This window comes from Shimia biformata (assembly GCF_016888515.1).
Lineage (GTDB): Bacteria > Pseudomonadota > Alphaproteobacteria > Rhodobacterales > Rhodobacteraceae > Shimia_A > Shimia_A biformata.
This window is the reverse complement of sequence record NZ_JAFEJK010000001.1, coordinates 2,359,674-2,382,216: the sequence shown is the minus strand read 5'-3', so window position 1 is coordinate 2,382,216 and position 22,543 is coordinate 2,359,674. Positions and strand designations below refer to the sequence as shown.

Below are 22,543 nucleotides of genomic sequence, written 5' to 3'. Positions count from 1 at the left end.
CAATTCCGCGGCCACCAGAACCCGGACCCCTCAACCACAGGGGCCGAGAAAGACTTGATTTGTTTGACTTTGACATGCTGGGCCTCGCCCCGGCGCTGAACACCGCCCTGAAACAGGCGGGGTTCGATCAACCCACCCCGATCCAGGCGCAGGCCGTGCCTTATGCCCTTGAGGGCCACGACATCCTTGGGCTGGCCCAGACCGGAACCGGCAAGACGCTGGCCTTTGGCCTGCCGCTGATCGATCACCTGCTGGCACAGCCCGGCAAACCCGATCCCAAGACCGCCAAGGCGCTGATCCTTGCGCCGACCCGCGAACTGGTGAACCAGATCGCCGAAAGCCTGCGCAACTTGACCAAGGGCACCAAAATCCGCGTCGTCACCGTGGTTGGCGGCCAATCCATCGGCAAGCAGATCAACATGCTGACCCGTGGCACCGACATCCTTGTCGCCACGCCGGGCCGCCTGATCGACCTGATGGACCGCCGCGCCATCGACCTGTCGACCGTGCGCCACCTGGTTCTGGACGAGGCCGACCAGATGCTGGACCTCGGCTTTATCCACGCCCTGCGCAAGATCGCCCCGCAACTGGGCACCCCGCGCCAGACCATGCTGTTCTCGGCCACCATGCCGAAACAGATGGAAGAGTTGTCGGCCACCTATCTCGACAACCCGAAACGGGTGCAGGTGTCGCCTCCGGGCAAGGCCGCTGACAAGATCACGCAATCGGTGCATTTCATCGACCAGAGCCTGAAGCCCAAGAAGCTGCGCGAAATCCTGTCGGAAGACCTGAACGCGCTGACGCTGGTCTTTGCGCGCACCAAGCACGGTGCCGAGAAGCTGATGAAGGGGCTGGTGGCCGATGGCTATAACGCCGCCTCGATCCACGGCAACAAGAGCCAGGGCCAGCGCGACCGCGCGATCAAGGCGTTCCGGGCCGGCGAGATCACCATTCTGGTTGCCACCGATGTCGCCGCGCGCGGGATCGACATTCCCGGCGTGGCCTATGTCATCAACTATGACCTGCCGAATGTGCCCGACAACTATGTCCACCGCATCGGCCGCACCGCCCGTGCCGGACGTGAAGGCGAGGCGATCGCCTTCTGCTCGCCGGACGAGGCGGATCAGCTGAAGCAGATCCAGAAGGTCATGAAGATGGAGATCCCCGTCGCCAGCGGCACCAGCCCGCTGTCGGGTGGCGGTTCCGGCGATGGCGCCAAGCGCAACGGCAACCGCCGTCGTCGCGGTGGTAAACCCGGCGGTGGTCAGGGCCAGCGTCAGGGGCAGGGACAAGGACAGGGACAGGCACAGGGCCAGAAGGCGCCCGGCCAGTCGCGCCGCCGCCGTCCGCGCCGCCGCGCGGCCTGAGCGCCGGTTTCCAAAAAACGTCAAAGGGTCGCCTAGGTGCTGGGCGGCCCTTTTTTCTTTTTGTCGGCGCGGTCTTCCCGGTCTTCCTGATCTTCGTATTTCAGCAGCGCACGGGCAAATTGCGAAAACAGCGCGACAAAGACACCAATGCCCATGAAGATATAGATCACCGTAAAGATCTTGCCGATATCGGTCTGTGGCGCGAGATCGCCATAGCCGACCGTCGACATGGTGGCCGCGCTGAAATACAGCGCGTCGATCCATGTCCAGCCTTCGACCCGCACGTAAAAGATCGTGCCAGACAGCAGGATCAGGACGGCCAGCGTCAGCCCGGCGCGGAAATGCGGGACATTCCAGCTTCGGTAGATCGCCTTGATGAGACGCAGGACACTGATATAGAGGCTGATCACGACAGTTCCTTTCCGGGGCGGGTTCCTACCTACCTACACCGTCCGACCCACATTTGGTCAATTGGGATTCGCGATCACCGGTGCCTGACAGTTGAGGAACCAGCCCAGATAGCGGCGCACACGGGCCAAGAGGTAATGCCGGTGCGCCTCGATCGGATGGGTCAGTGCCCGGAACTGCATCGTCTGGACCGCGTCAAACAGGATCGATGCATCCAGGTCCGGCGTCTCGGAGCCGGCCTTTTCCGGCAGAACGCGCAACCGCGCGATCACGGCGTTGCGATAGGTGTCCATGCGCTCTTGCAGTTCGACCAGATGACCGGCCTCATAGGTGAAACGCATCTCTGCCATCAGGCGGATGCGCCGGTCCGGTGTCGGATTGTGCAGGTAATGGATCGCCAGATAAGCCAGCTCGTCCCGCAGCCCTTCCCGGAAGGCGAGCGAACTGGTCGGGGACAGGCCAGAGGTGTCGACCCGCTGAATAAAGGCATGAAGAGTCTCTTCCAGCTTGTCGGCCCAGACGGTCTCGATCATGTCCCATGCTTTCACCAGCATGTCTTCGAGGTTGTCGAAATGATAGGTCGTTGTCGACAGGCTGACCCCCGCTCTACGGGCCACGGCGCGATGGGTGACGCCGTTGACGCCTTTCCTGGCAACGATTTCAAGGGTGGCGGTCAGGATCTTGCGCCGGGTGCGTTCGCCTTTGGGCAGGGCGATATCGGGATCTGGGGTCATTGGCATTACCTTTGCCGTACACTGGTATGAACACACCAAGGGCAGGGCGGCCATCCGCGGTGATACGCAACAGGCAAAACGCGCCAACCTTCGGTCGCGTCATATCTAGGGTGTTGCCATTATGACCACCAGACGCGCGCCGTGGCAAGTTTGCCGAAATGCGGCGATGACGGCGGAAACGACGTGACGTCAGATCAGGTCGCACCCTCCTGGTGCTGCGCCTCCCAGCGTGCCCAGTCGTCGGCGGTGTCCAGATCGGTCAGGGCATGGGTGCCGGGCAAGGGCACCATCACCAGGCGCGACGCGGCGCGGGCAAGGATCTCGCGAGCGCCCTGGTCGCCTTCCAGCCGGGCGAAGCCGGGCAGGTCAGAGGGTGGAAACAGGACCGGGTGGCCGGGGGTGCCATCGGCGCCGGACCCACGCAGGATCGCGCCCACGGGCGCCGTGGTGCGGGCGGCGATCAGGGTGCGCAGGTCGTCGCTGTCGAGATCGGGCATATCCGCGGGCAGGATCATCAGCGGCAATGCGGGATCCGCCTGCGCCGCCCCCCGCACAAGGGACCGCGACATGCCCCGGTCGCGGTCGGGAACAGCCACAACCGTCACGTCCTTTCCGGCCAGCGCCGCTGCGCGGGGGTGATCCGTTGCGGGCAGGGTGACGATGACCCGAGCTCCTGTCGCCAGCGCCCGGTCAACCGTGCGCGCCAGAAGCGGCACGCCGTCGACCCGGCGCATCAGCTTGTCCGTGCCCGCCATCCGGGACGACGCGCCCGCAGCAGGGATCAGGATCGTGATCATGGCGCTTTTCCTTGGCTGTTTCACATGCCGGAGGCGGCGGAACGCCTCCGGCGGGAGTATTTAGGCAAGAAAGAAGCGGACGCGAAAGGGTCAACCGCGCATTCGGGCGCTATCCGGGTCAAAGAGCGGCGTCATCAGGCGGCGGGCGGGGCGCATCTGGCCGAGGATCTCGATCTCGACTTCAAGGTCATCGCGTAGCCTGTCGGTTGGAATGAACCCCTGCGCGATGGATTTCTGCGCATGGTGGCTGTAGCCGCCCGAGGTGCAGAAACCCACGACCTCGCCCTCAAGCCAGATCGGTTCATAGGCGGTGACATCGGCATCTTCGGCGTCGACCTCGAAGGCGCAAAGCGTGCGGGCGGGGCCGGTTTCACGTTCTGCTTCGGCGGCGGTTCTTCCAATGAAATCAACGTTCTTCTTGAAAGAGATAAAGCGGTCCAGCCCGGTTTCGGCCGCCGTGTAATCGGGTGAGAATTCGCTGAGCCACGAGCCGAAGAACTTGTCCAGCCGCAGCGACATCATCGCCCGCATGCCAAAGGGTTTCATGCCGTGGTCTTGGCCCGCACCCCAGAGCGTGTGCCAGAGCGACCGTTGCGCCATCGGGTCGCAATAGATCTCATAGCCGAGATCCCCGGTATAGCTGACCCGCTGCACAAGGCAGTCCGTCAGGCCAATCGTCATCTGGCGCACGTCCATGAAGCGCATGGTCGAAATGTCTGCCCGCGTGCAGGCGGCCAGCACCTCGCGTGCCTTTGGGCCTGCGATCTGGAACCCGTTCAGGCGATCCGAGATGTTTTCGACCGTGACGCCATCCGCCTCGTTCATCTGGAACCAGCGCATGTGATAGGCCTGACTGCCGTAAGAGGCGGTCAGCTGGAAGGCGTCATCGGCAAGGCAGGACACGGTGAAATCCCCGATCAGCCGGCCCTTGGGCGACAGCATCGGTGTGAGGCTGAGACGCCCCGGCGCGGGAATGCGCCCGGCCATGATCCTGTCCAGCCAGCCGCGCGCGCCGGGGCCGGTGACGAGGTATTTGCCGAAATTGTGAACCTCATTGATTCCAACAGCTTGGCGGACAGAGTTCACCTCGCGCGCGGTGGCGTCGAAGGCGTTGGAGCGGCGGAAACTGGGCGTTTCAAACCTCGGTTCAGGGTCTTGGGCAAAGTAATTCACCACCTCAAGCCCGTATTGATGGCCCCAGACCGCGCCCATCCCGTCAAAGATGTCATACATCGGGGTCTGGCGGAACGGGCGCGCCGCGGGGAGTTCCTCGTTCGGGTAAGAGACGGAAAACCGTTTCTGATAGTTCTCGATCACCTTGGGCCGGGTATAGCCGGGCGTGATCCAGTCGCCGAAGCGGGCGCAATCCATGGCGAAGGTGTCACGCTCGCATTCGCCCTCGATCATCCATTGCGCCAGCATCAGCCCGACACCGCCGCCCTGACTGAACCCGGCCATGACCGCGCAGGCCGACCAATAGTTGCGCATCCCCGGCACCGGGCCGACCAGCGGGTTGCCGTCGGGGGCAAAGGTGAAGGGGCCGTGGATCACCGACTTCACCCCGGCCGTCGCCAAAACGGGGAAGCGTTTATATGCAAATTCAATGCTTTGTTCGATCTTGTTAAAGTCGTCTGGCAACAGTTCATGGCCAAAATTCCACGGCGTCCCGTCCACCGCCCAGGGGCGGCAGGGCTGTTCGTAGAACCCGATGCACAACCCGCGCCCTTCCTGCCGCAGATAGCTTTCCCCGGCGGGGTCCATCACATGGGGATGTTCCTGTCCGCGTTCATAAATTTCGGGGATGTCGTCGGTGACGATGTATTGATGCTCCATCGGGTGCAGCGGGAAGTAGATGCCTGCCATCGCGCCGACTTCGCGCGCCCAGAGACCGCCGGCATTGACCACATGTTCGGTATGGATCGTGCCTTTGTCGGTCACCACGTCCCACGTGCCATCGGCACGCTGGTTGGTTCCCTTGACCATGCAATGGGTTTCAATCGTGGCCCCGCCCATACGCGCGGCCCTGGCATAGGCATGGGTGGTGCCCGAGGGGTCAAGATGCCCGTCAAGCGGATCGTAAAGCGCGCCGATGATGCCGTCGGTATTGGTGATCGGGGCGATCTTTTTGATCTCGTCCGGGGTCACGATCTCGGTCTCAAGCCCCATGAACCGGTGTTTGGCGCGTTCGGCCAGAAGCATGTCAAAGCGGTCGCGGTTGTCGGCCAGCGTCACGCCACCGACATGGTGCAGCCCGCAGGACATGCCGGTGATCTCTTCCAACTCTTTGTAAAGACGGATGGTATAGCCCTGAAGCGCGGCCATGTTGGTGTCGCCGTTCAGCGTGTGAAATCCGCCTGCGGCATGCCATGTGCTGCCGCTGGTCAATTCGGACCGTTCGACCAGCATCACGTCCGACCAGCCCAACTTGGTCAGGTGATAGAGAACCGAACAGCCGACGACTCCGCCGCCGATCACGACAACTCGGGTGGTGGTCTTCATGGATCGCCCCTTTGTTTGGTGCCCTGATGGTCAGGGCAGGGGGCGGGTGTCTCTTGTCAGGGGGCGACAGGTCGTGTCGTTTTTATCGGGTGCGGGGGGCTTGTTCAGGCACCGGCAAAGTCATCCGCATGTGCAGCACGCCCTTGTCGTCACGGCCAAAGGCGGGCGGGTCCGGGTCGGGGCCGAAGCCAAGCGAGTGATACAGCGGGATCGCCTCGACATGACGGTCGAGCGCGCCAAGCCGCATCTCGCGATAGCCCAGTTCGACCGCCCGCGCGATCAGGCTGTTGCACAGGGACCGGCCAATCCCGGTTCCGCGCGCCTGCGGCGCTACATACATGCGGTTCATTTCACACAAGCCATCCGTGACCGGTTTCAGCATCACGATGCCCACGGCCTCACCATCCTTGCGCGCCAGCAAGCACTCGCCCACGGGCGGGGTGAAATGGTCTCGGAACTGGGCCAGCATTTCCTCGAACCGCTGATCTTTCAAATAGGCATCCAGCGCTTCGATCCGCTCAGGGTATCGCTGTTTCAGCAGCGCGACGAAATCCCACGCGAGGCGGGTGGTCTCGGAGATATCGGCGTCGCTGCGGACGGGGTTGATGGAAACGGCCATGTCGCCCTCCGGTCATCCATGCGACAGGGTCTCATGAATCGCCGGGTGCGTCGAGCCTTGTGGATCAGGCTTTGCGCAGGGCCAGCCGGAACCACAGGATCGCGATGATGAGCGAGCCGATGGCGTTGAGGTTCGCCATGGTCAGGCCCAGCATCTGCCACGGAATTTCGTCGCACAGGACCGGCCCCGCGCCGTCCATGCTGAGAAGGCTTGAGGCGTCATCCAGCGTCAGCCCGCGCCCGGTGCAGCTTTCGGGGCCAAGCCACCATTTGCGTTCCACGCCCGAGTGATAGACCCCGATCAGCGAGGTTGTCAGCGTGGCCAGCCCCGCCAGCCAGATAAAGACCCGCGCACCAAACGCATAAGCCGCGACGCCAAACCCGATCGCCGCCCAATGCGGCCAGCGCTGCCAGTAGCACATCGCGCAAGGTTCCAGCCCGCCGATATACTGAAACCCCCAAGCCCCAAGGATCGAGGCGACGGAAAATCCGGTCAGGATCAGGATCATGGTGCGGGTGGGATACATCTCAGAGATACCTCAAGGCGATAAAACCGCCGAAAAGAAGCACCAGAAAGGCCGTGGATACAAGCCCGAAACGACGTTCGATAAAGTCGCGGATCGGGTCTCCGAATTTCCACAGAAGCGCAGCGACGATGAAGAAACGCAGGCCCCGCGCAAGGATTGCGGTGGCGATGAAGGTGCCGAACGGCATCGCGGTCCAGCCTGACATTATCGTGATAACCTTGAACGGGAAGGGGGTCACGCCCGCGCCCAAGACCGCCCAGAAGCCGAAATCGTTGAAGCGGGTCGAGAACTCGGCCATCGCGTCGGCCTTGCCCAGGCTCGCCAGAATCGGCTGGCCGATCTGGTCAAAGGCAAACATGCCGATGCCATAACCCAGCATGCCCCCCAGAACCGACGACACCAACGCCACGGACGCAATCAGCCAGGCGCGATGCGGCGTTGCCAGAATCATCGGGATCATCATCACGTCCGGCGGAATCGGAAAGAACGAGCTTTCGGCAAAGGCCACAACCGCCAGCGCCCAAATTGCCTTGGGATGCTCAGCCATGCGCAGCATCCAGTCATAGAGTTTTCTCAACATGGGCGTATCCCGGTGCCTGTTCTTGCCGTCTTGGGAAAGTATCCGGCCGCAGATTTCAAGCAAATAATGCGTGACAACGGTGCTATAGCCGCATTTGATTGGGAAATAGGAATGAAACGATGCCCGGTCCAATCAGTAATGTGTCGTGATGTGAAATCATTTATTGACCAACCGGTCGTTTTATTGAAATATCGGTCCGCACCCCCCACGCCATGAGGCAGGGGACCGGCGGCGAAATTGCGAATGGGGAGGATCCGCAATGAAACACAACTTGAAAAATGTCTTTGCCGGCGCCGTGGCGCTTGGGCTAATGGCCGGGGCCGCGGCCGCGCAGGAAGTTACGCTGCGCTGTCAGCATTTCCTGTCGCCCAAGGGCTCGGTTCCGCAGTATTTCATCGTGCCATGGGCCGAAAAGGTCGAGAAGGACTCGGGCGGCCGCATCAAGGTCGAGGTCTATCCGGCGATGCAGCTTGGCGGCAAACCGCCCCAGCTTTATGACCAGATCCGCGATGGCGTGATCGATTGCGGCTGGGCGCTGCCCGCCTATACGCCGGGCCGTTTCCCGGAATCGGAAGTCTTTGAACTGCCCTTCATGACCTCGATGAGCGCCGAAGCCTCGTCCAAGGCATTCTGGGAGTTCTATCAGAAATATGCGACCGAACGGTTCAGCGACATCCATGTCGTGGCGGTGCATGTGCATGGTCCAGGCGTCATCCACAAGAAGGGTGAGCCGGTCATGTCTACCGATGATTTCAAGGGGTTGAAACTGCGCGGTCCGTCGCGTCAGGCCAATGGCCTGTTGGAAACGCTGGGCGCCACCCCGGTCGGCATGCCTGTGCCTGCCTTCCCCGAGGCGCTCTCGAAGGGTGTTGTCGATGGCGGCGTGATCCCGTGGGAAATCGTCCCGCCGCTGAAAGTGCATGAACTGGCCGACAGCCACACCCAGATCGGCGGCGACCGCGCGCTTTACAACACCACCTTCATCTGGGGCATGAACAAGGCCAAGTATGACAGCCTGCCCGACGACCTGAAGGCGATCATCGACCAGAATTCGGGGATCGAGACCTCGGGCTGGGCTGGCAAGGCGATGGACACCGGCGACGCCGCGGGTGAACAGGTTGTGGCCGGCACCGACAACAAGATCCACACGCTGGACCCGGCGGTCGTGGCCGAGATCAGGGCCATCGGCGACGCCCAGACCGCCGCCTGGATCGAAGAGGCCACCGGCAAGGGGCTGGATGCCCAGGCGATGGTGGACGACGCCAAGGCGCTGGTTGCGAAATACTCGCAATAACGCAATCTGGGCGGTCCGGCTGATGCCGGGCCGTCCGTTTCGTGCGGCGCAGGTGACGGAACGGGGCCAGTGGCCCTTGGGTTCGGTTCATCCCGCGCGACGCACTCCGGCAGGCCGGGCGGGGCCCGCGCCGGACGACCTGATCAGGGGACAGGAATGGCAATAGCAATCAATGCACAGCGCCGGGCCGGGCGCGTGATCGAAAGCGTCAGCCGCTGGATGGCCTATGGCGGCGGCATGCTTCTGACGGCGATGGCGGTCATGACCGTGGTGTCGATCATCGGGCGGCTTGGCACGGGGATCGGCCTTGGCCCGGTTCCCGGCGACTATGAGCTGGTGGCAAACGGCTGTGCGCTGGCGGTGTTCTCGTTCCTGCCGTTCTGCCAGTTGAAGCGCGGCCATGTCACCGTCGATATCCTCACGGTTCAGTTTTCGCCCCGGATGCAGGCGGTGTTCGGGCTTCTGGGAGACCTTCTGATCGCGGCAGCCAGTTACATCATCCTGCGTCAGCTCTGGCTGGGGTTTGGCGAGAAGTTTCCCTTTGGCTCGGACGCGCTGCGCGACCGGCTGGCGATGGGCTACAAGCCCTATTTCCCTGAAACCACCTACGAATTGGAAATCCCGGTCTGGATTCCCTATGGCATCGCACTGGGAGGTGCATTGTTGTTCTTCATCGTCTCTCTCTACACCGTCTGGCGGTCGCTGAACTGGGTTCTTGAAGGCAGCGAGGGCGCGCTATGACCGGCCTTTCCCTTGCCATGACCGGCTTTGGCCTGATGCTTCTGGGCATCTTCCTGCGCGTGCCGATCGCGCTGGCGATGGCAATGACCGGGTTTTTCGGCACATGGTATGTGCTGGGCACGCCGGCCGCGCCGATGGCGCAGCTCAAGACCATGAGCTACGAGACGTTTTCAAACCAGGGCCTGTCGATTGTGCCGCTGTTCCTGCTGATGGGACAGTTCGCCACCCGCACCGGCATGTCCTCGGCGCTGTTCAAGGCGGCGTCGGACTGGCTGGGGCACCGGCGCGGCGGCATCGCCATGGCCTCGGTCGGGGCCTGTGCCGGGTTTGGCGCGATCTGCGGCTCGTCGCTGGCGACGGCGTCGACCATGGGGCAGGTGGCCCTGCCCGAGATGCGCAAGCGCGGCTATTCCGACAGCCTGTCCACCGGGGTTCTGGCGGCGGGCGGCACGCTGGGCATCCTGATCCCGCCCTCGATCATCCTTGTGATTTACGCGATCATGGCCGAGCAGAACATCGTCAAGATGTTCATGGCCGCCATGGTGCCCGGCGTGCTGGCGGCGCTTGGCTATATGCTGACGGTGATGATCTATGTCCACCTGCGCCCCGACAGCGCCACCACCGCCGACCGCGTGCCGCTGCGCGACCGCATGAAGACCTTTGCCGCCACATGGCCGGTGATCGTCATCTTCGGCATGACGATGGGGGGCATCGTCGGCGACTGGAACTGGGTCAAACCCGGCCCGCAGGCGCTGTTTACCCCAAACGAAGCGGCCGCCTTTGGCGCCACCGCGACGGCGGCCTATGGCATCTTTGCCGGCCGTCTCAGCCTTGACGGGTTCTTTCAGGCCATCCTTGAGGCAGCCAAGGCCACGGCGATGATCTTTTTCATCCTGCTCGGGGCCGAGATGTTCAAGGGCTTCCTTGCCCTGACCCGCGCCCCCGACATGCTGGCCGAGTGGGTGTCGACCCAAGGCTTCGCGCCGCTTGTGGTGCTGGCGCTGATGCTGGTCGCCTACCTGGTCTTTGGCTGCGTGATGGATTCGCTTTCGATGATCCTCTTGACGATCCCGATCTTCCTGCCGGTGATCGAGGCGCTGGATTTCGGCATGTCGGCCGAGGATACGGCGATCTGGTTCGGCATCCTTGCGCTGATCGTGGTCGAGGTCGGTCTGATCACGCCGCCGGTGGGGATGAACCTGTTTATCATCAACGGCGTGGCCCGCGACATCCCGATTTCCAAGACCTATGCCGGGGTCGCGCCGTTTGTGTTGTCGGACATGGTGCGCGTGGTGATCCTCGTGGCCTTCCCCCCGATCACCCTGTGGCTGGTGCATGTGATGTTCTAGATTGATCGGGGTGCGATTTCGCGCTGGACGCCGCCCGCGTGCTTCGCTAAATCACACCCCACGGAGCCCAAGTGGCGGAATGGTAGACGCAGGGGATTCAAAATCCCCCGCCTTAACGGGCGTGCCGGTTCGAGTCCGGCCTTGGGTACCACGGCTCCCTTACATTGTGTCTGTCATGGCGTCGCTGCTCGCGATGTACATGGTATTGTGACTTGCTGAGGGATCACTATGCTCGCCAGGAAGCAACCATGAGGAGAGTGCAGTGAAGGGCGCATTTTACGCCATGGCCGGTCTGATCCTGTCGGTATCGGTTGCCGAGGCGCAGGACATCCGCTGGCGGTCAGAGATCGCGACGCCGGGGGACTACGTGACCATCGACCAAAGCCAGGGTGGGCGTATCCACCATGTTTTCCGCGGCAAGTCGGGGCGCAGTTTCGTCATCGACAGCTATCGCGGCAAAAGTCCCGAAGGGACACCGGAGTTCACCACCTATGCCGACAAGAACGGCAACTACCTGCGCTGGGTGCGTCGCGACGGCTATGAAATCCGCTACAAGCCGCATGACTGCACCCGGACATTGGGGCAATGCACCTATACCGAGATCCATTCGGACGGAAAGAAAAACAAGCGCACACGGGTCACCGAAGCGACCAGAGACGGATTCAGCTTTGGCGAGTTCGATGACAAGGGCAATTACCTGTTCGGCGGGCGGCTGGCGCTGGATTCGCACGGCTGGGCAGGCACCGGGCGCATCGAGGGCAACCAGGGTGTCCAGAAGTTCAGGCTGGTCAAAAGCAAATTCGCCAAACAATAGAGGCGATCCGCTGGTCGGTGTGCCTTCAGGTAGGAGGCGTCGATCATAACAGTCTTCTGTTCGCCGTGCTCGGCAGCCAGCCCCACGATCATCCGCGCGAATATGCCCTTTTGCTCCAGCGCTTCCAGCGGTTTCAAAAGCGTCTAATGTGGGCCATGGGCCGAAGGTGCGTCGCGCCACCTCAACCCATTGCGGTTGATAAAAACTGACCCGATCAGAACCCGCCTTTCGTCGATCCTTGGCTTACTGTGCGACTTTGGAAAGTAGGGTTTCAGACGCGCCTTCTGTGCGTCAGTCAGCCAGAAAAAATCGCTCATGTCTCCGCTCCGTTTTCGGAGCCGTGAACCACGCAGAGCTCGGGAAATCAACGCATCCTGACCCAAAAGAGAGAAACGCCAGACCAATCGTTCGGATTTCGTCGGTGGAGTGTTTTGGCGCAAAACCGGACAGCGTGCTTCAATTACATGCGCGTCGGACTCGCGAAATACTGTAACAGCCTGACACGTCTATTCAATTCCGGCCCAAGATGCCGATCGGTCGTTCCGTGCGGCGTCAGGCCGGGTCAACTTGGCGTCCTTCGTGGCGGTGTGCAGCAGCAAAGGGCGCTCAGACCTGCCAGGCATTGCCGCGCTGTGACAGGCTTTTCACCCGGCCTGCAGATGTTGCGCGGGCGAAGGCGCCTAGCGACACGGCCGATGCAATCAGGAAGGCCGCAACCAGAAGAAGCCCGTCGCCGGGGATTTTCTGCAGGGTTTCAAGCAGTCCCAACGGGTCCTGCAAACGCTCGGGAAGGTCGCTCCATGCGGGCAGGTACCGGTCAAGACGCGACAGGGAAACGACCAGACCAATCATCGACATGAGCATCAGAACAAGGGCAAAAAAGATCAGCACTGCAACGTCCTCTCAATGAACCGTGGCGGCCATCCTGCACGATGAGTTGGGCAGACTTGGGGCAATTCATGGCCGAATTGGTGGGGGAAACATGACGGGGCTGCGGCCTGTTGGACTTGCCAAAATGTTCAACCGGTGCGGGTGCATTGCACATCGTCGGTCGGGCGGGCGTTTTCGCGCTGGAGGTGCTTGCGGAACTGGGGCAGTCTGCGGGGGATGGGATCAAGGAGGGGGTGATGACCGATTTCTGCGCGCTTCTCGGGGTCAAGGGCGGCCCGGCGATCAGGCCGGGGTCGAACATGCCGACCTCGATCCTTGTTTCGCTTGCCGGGCGGACGGTGCTGGTGGATGCCGGGCTGGGTGTGACGCGGTCGCTCTGCGATCAGGGGATCGACCTGCGAGAGGTCACGACGATCTTTGTCACCCACCTGCATTCCGACCATTACCTTGAACTTGGCCCTTTGCTGCACACGGCCTGGACCGCCGGGCTGGTTGCGCCGGTCCGTATCTTTGGCCCGGCAGGATTGGAGCGCTATTGGCAGGGATTTCTGGCCTCGATGAAGGACGATATCGACCTGCGCATCGCCGATGAGGGGCGGGTCGATCTGGCCGGGCTGGTCACGATCCACCATTTGGACGAGGGGCCGGTGCTGCACGAGGATGGGTTTGCCGTCACCGCCCTGCGCAACGATCACCCGCCCTTGGTCGATACGTTTGCGCTGAGGTTTGAGGCCGGTGGCAAGCGGCTGGTCCTGTCGGGGGATACCGCCTTCATGGAGGAGATGGCGACCTTCGCCAAGGGTGCGGACCTTCTGGTGCATGAGGCAATGCTGACCGTCGGGGTAGAGGCGGTGATATCCCAGCTTGGACATCAGGACGACCGCCTGCGCCAGCATATCCTGCGCAGCCATACCCCGGCGGACATGGTGGGCCGCGTGGCGCGGCTGGCGGGGGTCCGGCATCTGGCGCTCAACCATTTCGTGCCCGACGGATTTCCCGGTTTTGGCGACGCGGACTGGACGCAAGAGGTGCGCCGCGCGTGGGACGGGGGGCTGACGCTGGGCAAGGACGGCCTGCGCATCGAGTTCTAGGGCCGCGGCCGGCGTAGCAGGGCGCTATACGAATTTGCGGAAGATCCGGGTGCGGTCGAACATCGCCTCAAGCTCGCTCATGCGGGCGCGGGTGTCGTCCCAGTTCTTTTCCTGCACGGCGGCGATGATCGTCTCGGTCAGAAGCATCATCGCAACCGTCGAATCCCAGGCCGAGGGCGCCTCGATCCGGCAGTTGAGCGTGATCGCGGCAAATGCGGCGACGGGGGATTGCCACTGATCGGTGATCAGGATGATCTCGGCCCCGCGCGCGGTGGCGATCTCGGCCAGCCGCAGGGCCGAGTTTTCATAGCGGCGGATGTCGTAGATCACGACGATGTCGCCCTGTTCCATGTCCAGAAGCGCATGTGGCCAGGCGTTCGACGTTGACCGGATGTGGCGCACGTCGCGCCGGATGACCTGCATATGCAGGTGGAAATACTCGGACAGGGTATGGGTGATGCGACCCCCGGTGACAAAGACACGGCGCGACTTGTCGGCCAGCATATCGGTGGCACGGTCAAAGGTGGCCACGTCGATCCCGGCAAGGGTCTGGCGGATATTGGACAGGACGCTGTCGGCAAACCGGTTCAGGATATGCGCGTCGGGGGCATCGCGCGACCATGTGTCGTGCTTGGCGATAGGGTCGGACATGGCGGCCTCGACCTCGGCGCGCAGCGCTTCCTGGAATTCGGGAAAGCCGGAGTAGCCGATCTTCTGCACCATGCGCGCCACGGTGGGGGTCGAGACATCGGCCTTTTCCGCAAGCCGCGTGATCGAGCCCATGCCCGATGTCGGATAGTTTTCCAGAATCACGCCGGCCAGCTGGCGCTCGGCGCGGGTCAGGGTGTCATAGGCCCGTTTGATCAGTTCCTGCGCGGTGTTTTCCAAGATGCCCGCCTTCTTTCCGCTGCTGTAAATGTAAGCATAATTACAAGAAACAAAAAACCGAAGAGAAATTTTCAGAAAGAATATTGACACCTCGGGTCTGGTTGAAGAAACCTGTTCGTGAACGGGGGAACGATGGCGAACAGGCAGATGGACAACAAGGTTGTGCAGGTGGAACGGGCAGGGGCCCCGTCGCCGGTGCTGTTTTTGTGTGAACACGCGTCAAACCGGTTTCCCAACCGGTTCGGAACGCTTGGTCTGACGCCTGATGTGATGGACAGTCACGTCGCCTGGGATCCGCATGCGCTGACGATCACCGAAAACCTTGCGGCGCGGTTTGACGCACCTCTGGTGGCAGGCGGCGTGTCGCGCCTGCTTTATGACTGCAACCGCGCGCCCGAGGCACCCGATGCCGTGCCCGCCCGCAGCGAGGTATTCGATATTCCGGGCAACGCCGGGCTGTCCGAGGCCGCGCGCAACCGGCGGGTCGAGGAAATCTATGACCCGTTCTGTGACGCGGTGGACATGACCATCGCCGCCTGCCAGCCGCAGGCCATCGTCACGATCCACACCTTTACGCCGGTCTATTTCGGCAAGCCGCGTGATGTCGAAATCGGCATTCTGCACGACACAGATGCGCGGCTCGCAGATGCCATGCTGTCGCGCGGGGTCGGGTCCTATGTCACGCGCCGCAACGACCCCTATGGCCCGCAGGATGGCGTGACCCATTCGCTGAAACTGCACGCGCAGACACGGGGGCTTTTGAACGTGATGATCGAGGTCAGGAACGACCTGACGCCGGACCAGAACGCCATGGACCGGGTCTGTGACGCGCTGGCCCAGTGCCTGTCGCAGTCGCTGTCCGAGGTTGGCGTGACCATGAAAGAGGGGGCATGATGCCAGGGTTCCTGATGGGATATGTCCGCGTGGTGGACGGCTTCAACCGGCGCATTGGCCGGTTCGTGATGTATGGAATATTCGTGATGATGGGGATCCTGCTGTGGTCCTCGATCTCGAAAACCTTTTTCCTGCCGTCGCTGTGGACGCTGGAAATGGCGCAGTTTGCCATGGTGGCCTATTACATCCTTGGCGGGGCCTATTCGATCCAGCTGGGATCGAACGTGCGCATGGACCTGTTTTATGGCGGCTGGAATGACCGCCAGAAGGCCTGGGTCGACGCCTTCACCATCTTCTTCCTGATCTTCTATCTCGGGGTGCTGCTTTATGGCGGCTACGAGTCCACCAGCTATTCGTTTCAGTATAACGAGCGCAGCCCGACCGCGTGGCGGCCCTATCTCTGGCCGATCAAGGTCATCATGATGTTCGGCCTTGTGATGATGCTTCTGCAGGCCATTTCCGAATTCTTGAAAGACGTGGCACGGCTGCGTGGGGTCGAAATCTGATGTCTTATGAAATGATCGCGATCCTGATGTTCTCGACCATGATGCTGATGCTCATGACCGGGCAGCGCGTGTTTGGCGCCATCGGCTTTGTCGGCGTGGTGGCGGCGGTGTTCCTGTGGGGGCCGGGGGGCAGTGACATCGGGTTTTCCGCCGCGATGAAACTGATGAAATGGTATCCGCTGCTGACGCTGCCGATGTTCATTTTCATGGGCTATGTCCTGTCGGAATCCAAGATTGCCGATGACCTTTACAAGATGTTCCATGTCTGGATGGGCCCGGTGCGCGGTGGGCTGGCCATCGGCACGATCCTGTTGATGGTGCTGATCTCGGCAATGAACGGGCTGTCGGTTGCGGGCATGGCGATCGGGGCGACCATCGCCCTGCCGGAATTGCTGAAACGCAACTATGACAAGCGGATGGTGACAGGCGTCATTCAGGCCGGATCGTCGCTTGGCATTCTCGTGCCGCCCTCGGTCGTGCTGGTGCTTTACGCCATGATCGCGCGTCAGCCGGTGGGTCAGCTGTGGCTGGCCGGCGTGGTGCCGGGGCTGATGATGGCGGCCCTGTTTATCATCTACGTCGTGATCCGCTGCCGCATCCAACCCGAGCTTGGCCCCGCATTGCCCGAGGCCGACCGCGACATCAGCCGCGCCGAAAAGATGCGCCTGTTGCGCGCCGGGGTGCTGCCGCTGGTGATCTTTGCCACCATGATGGTGCCCTTCGTGAACGGCTGGACCTCGCTTGTCGAAAGCTCGGCCGTAGGGGCGATCACCGCGTTCATGGCGGCTGTGCTGAAGGGGCGCATGACCCGCGAGGTGTTTGAAAACTCGGTCCGCAACACGCTGGGCATCACCTGCATGTTCATGTGGATCATCCTTGCCGCGCTTGGCTTTGGCGCGGTGTTTGACGGGCTTGGCGCGGTGCGTGCCATCGACAACCTGTTCACCGAGCAGCTGGGCCTTGATCCGTGGATGATCCTGATCCTGATGCAGCTTTCGTTCCTGTTGATGGGCACCTTCCTTGACGATACCGCCATGCTGGTCATCGTCGCGCCGCTTTACGTGCCGCTGGTGAAGGCGCTGGGGTTCGATCTGATCTGGTACGGCGTGCTTTACACGATCACCACGCAGATCGCTTATATGACGCCGCCCTTTGGCTATAACCTCTTTCTGATGCGGGCCATGGCCCCGCCCGAGGTCACCCTGCGCGACATCTATGGCTCGATCCTGCCGTTTGTTCTGGTGATGCTGCTGGCGCTGTCGCTGGTGATGATCTTCCCGCAGATCGCGCTGTGGCTGCCGGAATACGTGTATAACAAATAACCCACAGAAGACCCCTGACCGAAGGGGGCGAGACATAACAAGGAGAGAAGAGATGACCACAAGACGTAAGTTCCTTGCCACCGCCGGTGTCGGCGCGATGGCCGCTCCGCTGGCAACACCGGCGATCGCGCAATCGACCATCAAATGGCGGATGCAGACCTATGCCGGGCCTGCACTGGCCGAACACGTGATCGACCCCGCGATCAAGATGTTCAACAAGATCGCCGGCGACCGCATGCAGATCGAACTGTTCTATGCCGACCAGCTGGTGCCGACGGGCGAATTGTTCCGCGCCATGCAGCGCGGCACGATCGACGCTGTGCAGTCGGACGACGACTCGATGGCCTCGCCCACCGAAGTCACCGTCTTTGGCGGCTATTTCCCGTTCGCCTCGCGCTATTCGCTCGACGTGCCGGTCCTGTTCAATCAGTACGGCCTGAACGAGATCTGGGACGAGGAATATTCCAAGGTCGGCGTCAAGCACATCAGCGCCGGATCCTGGGACCCCTGCCATTTTGCCACCAAGGACCCGATCAACAGCCTTGCCGACCTCAAGGGCAAGCGCGTCTTCACCTTCCCGACGGCGGGCCGCTTCCTGTCGCAATTCGGCGTGGTGCCGGTCACCCTGCCGTGGGAAGACATCGAGGTCGCGGTGCAGACCGGCGAGCTGGACGGCATCGCATGGTCGGGCATCACCGAGGACTATACCGTTGGCTGGGCGGATGTGACCAACTACTTCCTGACCAACAACATCTCGGGCGCATGGGCCGGGTCGTTCTTTGCCAATATGGACCGCTGGAACGAACTGCCGGAAGACCTGCAAACCCTGTTCCGCGTCTGCTGTGACCAGTCGCATTACTATCGCCAGTGGTGGTACTGGGGCGGCGAGGCATCCTTGCGCGTGAACGGCACCAAGATGCAGCTGACCTCGATCCCGGATGCCGAATGGGCCACGGTGGAAGAGGCCGCGCTCAAGTTCTGGGACGAAATCGCTGCCGAGTCGCCGACCAAGGCGAAGGTTGTCGAGATCTTCAAAAAGTATAACGCTGACATGCAGAAAGCCGGACGGCCTTACCGTTACAGCTAAGCCGGTGTATGAGCGCCGCGAAGGGACATCCCGACGCGGCGGTCCCAAGACAATGCCTCGGGGTTCCGGCCCCGGGGCGGATGTACAAAAAGGATTGAAACATGGGTCAGGTGCTAAGCTTTGACGCGCTGAAACAACAGGTTGCGGATGGATCGGTGGATACGGTTCTGGTCTGCACCGTGGACATGCAGGGCCGTCTGATGGGCAAGCGGTTCCACGCCGGTCACTTCATCGCCAGCGCATGGGAGGAAACCCATTGCTGCAACTACCTCTTTGCCACCGACCTTGAGATGACCACGCCCGAGGGCTTTGCCTCGACCAGCTGGGAACAGGGCTATGGCGACTATGTCATGAAGCCCGACCTGGCGACGCTGCGCCCGGTGCCGTGGCTTGAGGGCACCGTCATGGTGCTGTGTGACATCCTGGATCACCACACCCACGAAGAGGTGCCCCACACCCCCCGCGCCATGCTGAAAAAGCAGATCAGGCGGCTGGAGGCGCTGGGATATGAGGCAAAGATGGCCACGGAACTGGAGTTTTTCCTGTTCTCGAAATCCTTTGACGAGATCAGCGCAGGCGGCTTCCGCGACCTGACCCCGATCTCGGCCTATAACGAAGATTACAACATCTTCCAGACCACCAAGGAAGAACATGTGATGCGGCCGATCCGCAATCACCTGTGGAATGCCGGCATCCCGATCGAGAACTCGAAAGGCGAGGCCGAGGCCGGTCAGGAAGAATTGAACATCAAATACGCGCCCGCGATGGACACCGCCGATTACCACTCGATCGCGAAACACGCGGTCAAGGAAATCGCCCATCAGCATGGCCACGCCGCCAGCTTCATGGCGAAGTGGAGCCATGACCGCGTCGGCTCGTCCAGCCATGTGCATCAGTCGCTGTGGCAGGGCAGTGAGCCGGTGTTCTTCGACCCGGCGGACAAATACTCGATGTCGGACCTGATGAAATCCTATGTGGCGGGCCTTTTGAAATACGCCCCCGACTACACCTATTTCCTGGCGCCCTATATCAACAGCTACAAGCGTTTCATGAAGGGCACCTTCGCGCCCACGCGCACGGTCTGGTCGGTCGACAACCGCACCGCGGCGTTCCGGCTTTGTGGCGATGGCACCAAAGCGGTGCGGATCGAATGCCGGATCGGCGGCTCGGACATCAACCCCTATCTGGCGATGGCGATGATGCTGGCCGCCGGGATCGCCGGGATCGAGGAGGGGCTTGAACTGGCCCCGCCGATGAAGGGCGACGCCTATGAGGGCACCGGCGGATCGATCCCCGGCAGCCTGATCGCGGCGCGCGACCGGATGATGAATTCGGACTTCCTGCGCGCGGCCTTTGGCGAAGACGTGGTCGCCCATTATGCCCGCGCCGCCGAGGTCGAGATCGAGGATTTCGAACGCGTGGTGACCGATTACGAGGTCGCCCGCAATTTCGAGAGAGCGTGAACGCAAGCGCCGCTTGCGTGCCTGCGGCGCGAGTATTTTTGCAAGAAAGAAGCCGGGGGTGGTTTGCCCTCGGCGGTGAATGAGGTGGACGAATGAGTTCCGTTTTGAAGTGTATCTCTCCCATTGACGGATCGGTCTATGCCGAACGCGAGGTTCTGTCGGCCGAGGCGGCACAGGCTGCCGCAGCGCGGGCGCGGGCGGCGCAGAAGGACTGGGCGGCGCGGCCGCTGGCCGAACGGATCGAACTGGTGATGGCAGGGGTTGCCGCCGTTGGCGCGATGAATGACGAGATCGTGCCGGAACTGGCGCATATGATGGGCCGCCCGGTGCGCTATGGTGGCGAGTTCGGCGGCTTCAACGAGCGCGCCAGCCATATGGCCAGGATCGCAGACGAGGCGCTGGCCGATATCGAAGTGGGTGAGGATGCCACGTTCAAACGCTTCATCCGGCGGGTGCCGCATGGGGTCGTCTTTGTCGTGGCGCCGTGGAACTATCCCTACATGACCGCGATCAACACCGTCGCCCCGGCGCTGATTGCCGGGAACACGGTGGTTCTGAAACACGCCACCCAGACCCTTTTGGTGGGCGAGCGCATGGCGGGGGCCTTCCAGTCCGCAGGCATCCCCGAGGACGTGTTCCAGAACGTGTTTCTCGACCATGACACCACATCGGCCCTGATCGCCGGGCGCGCCTTTGATTTCGTGAACTTCACCGGCTCGGTTGGTGGCGGCAAGGCGATGGAGCGCGCGGCGGCGGGTACGTTCACCGGGCTGGGGCTGGAACTGGGCGGCAAGGATCCGGGCTATGTGGCCGAGGATGCCGATCTGGAGGCGGCGGTCGACACGCTGATCGACGGGGCGATGTTCAACTCGGGCCAGTGCTGTTGCGGGATCGAGCGTATCTATGTCCACGAAAGCCTGTTTGACGCCTTTGTCGAGAAGGCCGTCGCCATCGTCAAAGGCTATAAGCTGGGCAATCCGCTGGATCAGGCCACCACGCTTGGCCCGATGGCGCATGAACGCTTTGCCGCCGAGGTGCGCGCGCAGATCGACGAGGCGGTCGCGGCGGGGGCGGTCACCCATATCCCGACCATGGCCGAGGATGACGGCGGCGCGTATCTCTCGCCGCAGATCCTGACCAATGTCACCCACGACATGCGCGTGATGCGTGACGAGAGCTTTGGCCCGGTGGTCGGCATCATGCCCGTGACATCCGACGCCGAGGCCATCGCCCTGATGAATGACAGCCAGTTCGGTCTGACCGCGTCGATCTGGACACAGGACGTGGACCGCGCCACGCGGATCTGCGATGCGCTTGAGACCGGCACCGTCTTCATGAACCGCGCCGATTACCTTGATCCGGGCCTCTGCTGGACCGGCTGCAAGGACACCGGGCGCGGCGGTGGCCTGTCGGTCATCGGCTATCACAACCTCACACGACCCAAGTCGTTCCACCTGAAGAAAGTCACGAAATGAATCTTGTAGGAAACTGGTCTTATCCAACCGCGATCAAGTTCGGCGCTGGCCGGATCGCGGAACTGCCCGCCGCCTGCGCGCAGGCCGGGATCAAGCGGCCCCTGCTGGTCACCGACAAGGGGCTGGCGGGTCTGCCGATCACGCAATCGACGCTGGACCTGATGGAGGCTGCCGGGCTGGGGCGGGGGCTTTTTGCCGATGTCGACCCGAACCCGAACGAGAAGAACCTCGAAGCCGGGGTCGCGGCCTACAAGGCCGGCGGCCATGACGGTGTGATCGCCTTTGGCGGCGGGTCCGGGCTTGATCTGGGCAAGATGGTCGCCTTCATGGCCGGTCAGACCCGCCCGGTCTGGGATTTCGAGGATGTGGGCGACTGGTGGACCCGCGCCGATGCCGATGTCATCGCGCCGATCATCGCCGTGCCGACCACCGCCGGGACCGGCTCGGAAGTGGGGCGCGCCAGCGTCATCACCAATTCCGAGACCCATGTGAAGAAGATCATCTTCCACCCCAAGGTGCTGCCAACCGTGGTGATCTGTGACCCGGAACTGACCGTGGGCATGCCGAAATTCATCACCGCAGGCACCGGGCTGGATGCCTTTGCCCATTGCGTCGAGGCGTTTTCCAGCCCGTTCTATCATCCCATGAGCCAGGGCATCGCGCTGGAAGGGATGCGGCTGGTCAAGGACTACCTGCCGCGCGCCTATGCCGATGGCAGCGATATCGAGGCCCGCGCCAACATGATGTCGGCGGCGGCCATGGGCGCGACCGCCTTCCAGAAGGGTCTGGGCGCGATCCATGCCCTGAGCCACCCGATCGGTGCGGTCTATAACACCCACCATGGCACCACCAACGCGGTCTGCATGCCCGCCGTGCTGGAACTGAACGCGCCCGAGATCGCCGACCGCTTCGACATGGCGGCGGCCTATCTTGGCATCTCAGGCGGGTTCGACGGGTTCCGCGCCTTCGTGCAGGAATTCAATGACTCGCTGGCTATCCCGCGCAAGCTCTCCGAGATGGGGGTCGGGACCGACCGCATCGACGAATTGACCGCTATGGCGCTGGAAGATCCAAGCTGTGGCGGCAACCCGGTGACGCTGACGGAAGAGAATGTGACGGAGCTGTTCAAGGCGGTGATCTGACGGCCGGACAGACCCGCAGCCCGGTGTCGACGCCGGGCAGAACAAAAAAGGGGCGC

Annotated in this window: 22 protein-coding genes, 1 tRNA gene and 1 pseudogene; 14 read left to right on the top strand and 10 right to left on the bottom strand. The window is 62.3% G+C overall.

From position 1 onward, the window contains the following. The first annotated feature begins 59 nt into the window (after positions 1 to 59). Positions 60 to 1,367 (top strand): DEAD/DEAH box helicase, encoded by a 1,308-nt coding sequence (locus JQ863_RS11655; RefSeq protein WP_204114435.1) that lies wholly within the window; start codon positions 60 to 62, stop codon positions 1,365 to 1,367. Between the two features lie 32 nt (positions 1,368 to 1,399). Here JQ863_RS11655 and JQ863_RS11650 read toward each other — a convergent pair whose 3' ends face one another. The 7 genes from JQ863_RS11650 to JQ863_RS11620 all read right to left on the bottom strand — a co-directional run bounded on the left by JQ863_RS11650 (position 1,400) and on the right by JQ863_RS11620 (position 7,530). Beyond that, a complete protein-coding gene (locus JQ863_RS11650; RefSeq protein WP_338055517.1) occupies positions 1,400 to 1,777 on the bottom strand; it encodes a potassium channel family protein in 378 nt (125 codons plus the stop codon). A gap of 57 nt (positions 1,778 to 1,834) precedes the next feature. Further along, a complete protein-coding gene (locus JQ863_RS11645) occupies positions 1,835 to 2,509 on the bottom strand; it encodes a TetR/AcrR family transcriptional regulator (protein ID WP_204114434.1) in 675 nt (224 codons plus the stop codon). A 194-nt stretch (positions 2,510 to 2,703) separates the two neighbouring features. Beyond that, positions 2,704 to 3,306, bottom strand: a complete 603-nt coding sequence (locus JQ863_RS11640) for a nucleotidyltransferase family protein (RefSeq protein ID WP_204114433.1) — start codon at positions 3,304 to 3,306, stop codon at positions 2,704 to 2,706. A 90-nt stretch (positions 3,307 to 3,396) separates the two neighbouring features. Further along, positions 3,397 to 5,805, bottom strand: coding sequence for a GcvT family protein (locus JQ863_RS11635; RefSeq protein ID WP_204114432.1), 2,409 nt, complete (start codon positions 5,803 to 5,805; stop codon positions 3,397 to 3,399). An 82-nt stretch (positions 5,806 to 5,887) separates the two neighbouring features. Continuing rightward, on the bottom strand, positions 5,888 to 6,424 hold the full coding sequence (locus tag JQ863_RS11630; protein WP_204114431.1) for a GNAT family N-acetyltransferase: 537 nt from the start codon (positions 6,422 to 6,424) through the stop codon (positions 5,888 to 5,890). A 64-nt stretch (positions 6,425 to 6,488) separates the two neighbouring features. Continuing rightward, the gene (locus tag JQ863_RS11625; RefSeq protein ID WP_204114430.1) at positions 6,489 to 6,950 is read right to left on the bottom strand and encodes a disulfide bond formation protein B; all 462 of its coding nucleotides are present in this window, start codon (positions 6,948 to 6,950) and stop codon (positions 6,489 to 6,491) included. A 1-nt stretch (position 6,951) separates the two neighbouring features. Beyond that, positions 6,952 to 7,530 carry a YqaA family protein gene (locus tag JQ863_RS11620; RefSeq protein ID WP_204114429.1) on the bottom strand — a complete coding sequence of 193 codons (579 nt, stop codon included), beginning with the start codon at positions 7,528 to 7,530 and terminating at the stop codon, positions 6,952 to 6,954. Positions 7,531 to 7,789: 259 nt separating this feature from the next. On the opposite strand from JQ863_RS11620, the gene JQ863_RS11615 reads away from it, so the two are divergent. From JQ863_RS11615 to JQ863_RS11595, 5 genes are all read left to right on the top strand, one after another. After that, on the top strand, positions 7,790 to 8,824 hold the full coding sequence (locus JQ863_RS11615; protein ID WP_204114428.1) for a TRAP transporter substrate-binding protein: 1,035 nt from the start codon (positions 7,790 to 7,792) through the stop codon (positions 8,822 to 8,824). 156 nt (positions 8,825 to 8,980) lie between these two features. Next, positions 8,981 to 9,565 carry a TRAP transporter small permease gene (locus JQ863_RS11610; protein ID WP_204114427.1) on the top strand — a complete coding sequence of 195 codons (585 nt, stop codon included), beginning with the start codon at positions 8,981 to 8,983 and terminating at the stop codon, positions 9,563 to 9,565. Continuing rightward, on the top strand, positions 9,562 to 10,914 hold the full coding sequence (locus JQ863_RS11605) for a TRAP transporter large permease (protein ID WP_204114426.1): 1,353 nt from the start codon (positions 9,562 to 9,564) through the stop codon (positions 10,912 to 10,914). The genes JQ863_RS11610 and JQ863_RS11605 overlap by 4 nt, the downstream gene beginning before the upstream one ends. Before the next feature lie 65 nt (positions 10,915 to 10,979). Beyond that, a tRNA-Leu gene (locus JQ863_RS11600) sits at positions 10,980 to 11,065 on the top strand. A 111-nt stretch (positions 11,066 to 11,176) separates the two neighbouring features. Then, complete coding sequence (locus JQ863_RS11595; RefSeq protein ID WP_204114425.1) at positions 11,177 to 11,728, top strand: hypothetical protein; 552 nt, start codon at positions 11,177 to 11,179, stop codon at positions 11,726 to 11,728. Here JQ863_RS11595 and JQ863_RS11590 read toward each other — a convergent pair. Together JQ863_RS11590 and JQ863_RS11585 are read right to left on the bottom strand one after the other, a co-directional pair. Further along, positions 11,728 to 12,045, bottom strand: a pseudogene (locus tag JQ863_RS11590) (transposase); the annotation flags it as partial. The gene JQ863_RS11595 and the pseudogene JQ863_RS11590 overlap by 1 nt on opposite strands. Before the next feature lie 289 nt (positions 12,046 to 12,334). Then, positions 12,335 to 12,619, bottom strand: a complete 285-nt coding sequence (locus tag JQ863_RS11585) for a hypothetical protein (protein ID WP_204114424.1) — start codon at positions 12,617 to 12,619, stop codon at positions 12,335 to 12,337. A 236-nt stretch (positions 12,620 to 12,855) separates the two neighbouring features. Here JQ863_RS11585 and JQ863_RS11580 point away from each other — a divergent pair, with 236 nt between their 5' ends. Continuing rightward, positions 12,856 to 13,710, top strand: coding sequence for an MBL fold metallo-hydrolase (locus JQ863_RS11580; protein ID WP_204114423.1), 855 nt, complete (start codon positions 12,856 to 12,858; stop codon positions 13,708 to 13,710). 24 nt (positions 13,711 to 13,734) lie between these two features. Here the strand turns inward: JQ863_RS11580 and JQ863_RS11575 are convergent, their stop codons facing one another. Then, positions 13,735 to 14,598: a MurR/RpiR family transcriptional regulator gene (locus tag JQ863_RS11575; RefSeq protein WP_204114422.1), complete on the bottom strand. Its 864-nt coding sequence runs from the start codon at positions 14,596 to 14,598 to the stop codon at positions 13,735 to 13,737. 147 nt (positions 14,599 to 14,745) lie between these two features. On the opposite strand from JQ863_RS11575, the gene JQ863_RS11570 reads away from it, so the two are divergent. From JQ863_RS11570 to JQ863_RS11540, 7 genes are all read left to right on the top strand, one after another. Beyond that, the gene (locus tag JQ863_RS11570; RefSeq protein WP_239113268.1) at positions 14,746 to 15,492 is read left to right on the top strand and encodes an N-formylglutamate amidohydrolase; all 747 of its coding nucleotides are present in this window, start codon (positions 14,746 to 14,748) and stop codon (positions 15,490 to 15,492) included. After that, positions 15,492 to 15,998, top strand: a complete 507-nt coding sequence (locus JQ863_RS11565) for a TRAP transporter small permease subunit (protein WP_204114420.1) — start codon at positions 15,492 to 15,494, stop codon at positions 15,996 to 15,998. Before JQ863_RS11570 ends, JQ863_RS11565 begins: the two co-directional genes overlap by 1 nt. Beyond that, a complete protein-coding gene (locus tag JQ863_RS11560) occupies positions 15,998 to 17,320 on the top strand; it encodes a TRAP transporter large permease (RefSeq protein WP_204114419.1) in 1,323 nt (440 codons plus the stop codon). The genes JQ863_RS11565 and JQ863_RS11560 overlap by 1 nt, the downstream gene beginning before the upstream one ends. 52 nt (positions 17,321 to 17,372) lie before the next feature. Next, positions 17,373 to 18,407, top strand: coding sequence for a TRAP transporter substrate-binding protein (locus tag JQ863_RS11555; protein WP_204114418.1), 1,035 nt, complete (start codon positions 17,373 to 17,375; stop codon positions 18,405 to 18,407). A 101-nt stretch (positions 18,408 to 18,508) separates the two neighbouring features. Then, the gene (locus JQ863_RS11550; protein WP_204114417.1) at positions 18,509 to 19,870 is read left to right on the top strand and encodes a glutamine synthetase family protein; all 1,362 of its coding nucleotides are present in this window, start codon (positions 18,509 to 18,511) and stop codon (positions 19,868 to 19,870) included. 92 nt (positions 19,871 to 19,962) lie between these two features. Beyond that, positions 19,963 to 21,345: an aldehyde dehydrogenase family protein gene (locus JQ863_RS11545; protein WP_204114416.1), complete on the top strand. Its 1,383-nt coding sequence runs from the start codon at positions 19,963 to 19,965 to the stop codon at positions 21,343 to 21,345. Then, complete coding sequence (locus tag JQ863_RS11540) at positions 21,342 to 22,487, top strand: iron-containing alcohol dehydrogenase (RefSeq protein WP_204114415.1); 1,146 nt, start codon at positions 21,342 to 21,344, stop codon at positions 22,485 to 22,487. The genes JQ863_RS11545 and JQ863_RS11540 overlap by 4 nt, the downstream gene beginning before the upstream one ends. Positions 22,488 to 22,543 lie beyond the last annotated feature (56 nt).

What these genes read in the sequence shown, in the direction of transcription:
- JQ863_RS11645 (WP_204114434.1), bottom strand. Translation starts at nt 2,509, where the DNA reads ATGACCCCAGATCCCGATATCGCCCTGCCCAAAGGCGAACGCACCCGG.
- JQ863_RS11640 (WP_204114433.1), bottom strand. Translation starts at nt 3,306, where the DNA reads ATGATCACGATCCTGATCCCTGCTGCGGGCGCGTCGTCCCGGATGGCG.
- JQ863_RS11635 (WP_204114432.1), bottom strand. Translation starts at nt 5,805, where the DNA reads ATGAAGACCACCACCCGAGTTGTCGTGATCGGCGGCGGAGTCGTCGGC.
- JQ863_RS11630 (WP_204114431.1), bottom strand. Translation starts at nt 6,424, where the DNA reads ATGGCCGTTTCCATCAACCCCGTCCGCAGCGACGCCGATATCTCCGAG.
- JQ863_RS11625 (WP_204114430.1), bottom strand. Translation starts at nt 6,950, where the DNA reads ATGTATCCCACCCGCACCATGATCCTGATCCTGACCGGATTTTCCGTC.
- JQ863_RS11620 (WP_204114429.1), bottom strand. Translation starts at nt 7,530, where the DNA reads ATGTTGAGAAAACTCTATGACTGGATGCTGCGCATGGCTGAGCATCCC.
- JQ863_RS11615 (WP_204114428.1), top strand. Translation starts at nt 7,790, where the DNA reads ATGAAACACAACTTGAAAAATGTCTTTGCCGGCGCCGTGGCGCTTGGG.
- JQ863_RS11610 (WP_204114427.1), top strand. Translation starts at nt 8,981, where the DNA reads ATGGCAATAGCAATCAATGCACAGCGCCGGGCCGGGCGCGTGATCGAA.
- JQ863_RS11605 (WP_204114426.1), top strand. Translation starts at nt 9,562, where the DNA reads ATGACCGGCCTTTCCCTTGCCATGACCGGCTTTGGCCTGATGCTTCTG.
- JQ863_RS11580 (WP_204114423.1), top strand. Translation starts at nt 12,856, where the DNA reads ATGACCGATTTCTGCGCGCTTCTCGGGGTCAAGGGCGGCCCGGCGATC.
- JQ863_RS11570 (WP_239113268.1), top strand. Translation starts at nt 14,746, where the DNA reads ATGGACAACAAGGTTGTGCAGGTGGAACGGGCAGGGGCCCCGTCGCCG.
- JQ863_RS11565 (WP_204114420.1), top strand. Translation starts at nt 15,492, where the DNA reads ATGCCAGGGTTCCTGATGGGATATGTCCGCGTGGTGGACGGCTTCAAC.
- JQ863_RS11560 (WP_204114419.1), top strand. Translation starts at nt 15,998, where the DNA reads ATGTCTTATGAAATGATCGCGATCCTGATGTTCTCGACCATGATGCTG.
- JQ863_RS11555 (WP_204114418.1), top strand. Translation starts at nt 17,373, where the DNA reads ATGACCACAAGACGTAAGTTCCTTGCCACCGCCGGTGTCGGCGCGATG.
- JQ863_RS11550 (WP_204114417.1), top strand. Translation starts at nt 18,509, where the DNA reads ATGGGTCAGGTGCTAAGCTTTGACGCGCTGAAACAACAGGTTGCGGAT.
- JQ863_RS11545 (WP_204114416.1), top strand. Translation starts at nt 19,963, where the DNA reads ATGAGTTCCGTTTTGAAGTGTATCTCTCCCATTGACGGATCGGTCTAT.
- JQ863_RS11540 (WP_204114415.1), top strand. Translation starts at nt 21,342, where the DNA reads ATGAATCTTGTAGGAAACTGGTCTTATCCAACCGCGATCAAGTTCGGC.